Here is a 644-nt window from a genome sequence, read left to right as displayed (position 1 = left end):
TGCAGTGGCGATGGCGTCCGCCGTGTGGGGTCTTCCGACCCCGGCCAGCGTGCAGGCGGTACGTCGGGCGCTGCCAACGGTGAAGCTGATCGCGTCGGGCGGGATCCGCGACGGCGTCGACGTGGCCAAGGCCATCCGCCTGGGCGCGGACATCGCCGGGCAGGCGGCCGGCGTGCTGCGCGCGGCTAGGGTATCCACCGAGGCGGTTGTCGCGCATTTCGAGATCGTCATCCGCCAGTTGGCCGTCGCCTGCTTCTGCACCGGCTCGGCTGATCTGGCGGCGTTGCGTCAGGCGCGCTTGTTGCCCTCGGCACATCTGCCCGCCGGTTGATGCCGGCATCGCCCGCACGTGGCGGCGGGCCTTAGAACTGGAGAAGCGAAAAAGTGCATTACGACATCATCATCATCGGCGGAGCCATCGTCGGCTCCTCGGTCGCCTATTATCCGCGCGAGGAAGGGTTTTCGGGCTCGATCGCGCTTGTCGAGCGCGACCCGCAATTTTCTCATGCGGCGACCACACTGTCCTGCGCCTCCATCCGCCAGCAGTTTTCGATCCCGGAAAACATCCGGCTGTCGCAATTCACGCTGAAACTGTTCCGGCGGCTCAGGGAAGAGTTTGGCGCGGACGCCGATATCGGCTTTCG

2 protein-coding genes are annotated in these 644 nt (G+C 66.1%); both read left to right on the top strand.

The annotated features are described in order from the left end of the window. The coding region (locus NKI72_RS35345; RefSeq protein WP_352852307.1) for an alpha-hydroxy-acid oxidizing protein at positions 1-331 on the top strand (331 nt) is incomplete at its 5' end. 53 nt (positions 332-384) lie between these two features. Continuing rightward, the coding region (locus NKI72_RS35340) for an FAD-dependent oxidoreductase (protein ID WP_352852306.1) at positions 385-644 on the top strand (260 nt) is incomplete at its 3' end.

Source organism: Mesorhizobium sp. M0437 (assembly GCF_040321335.1).
Lineage (GTDB): Bacteria > Pseudomonadota > Alphaproteobacteria > Rhizobiales > Rhizobiaceae > Mesorhizobium.
The sequence above is the reverse complement of the archived record's forward strand: the minus strand, read 5'-3'. Positions and strand labels throughout refer to the sequence as shown.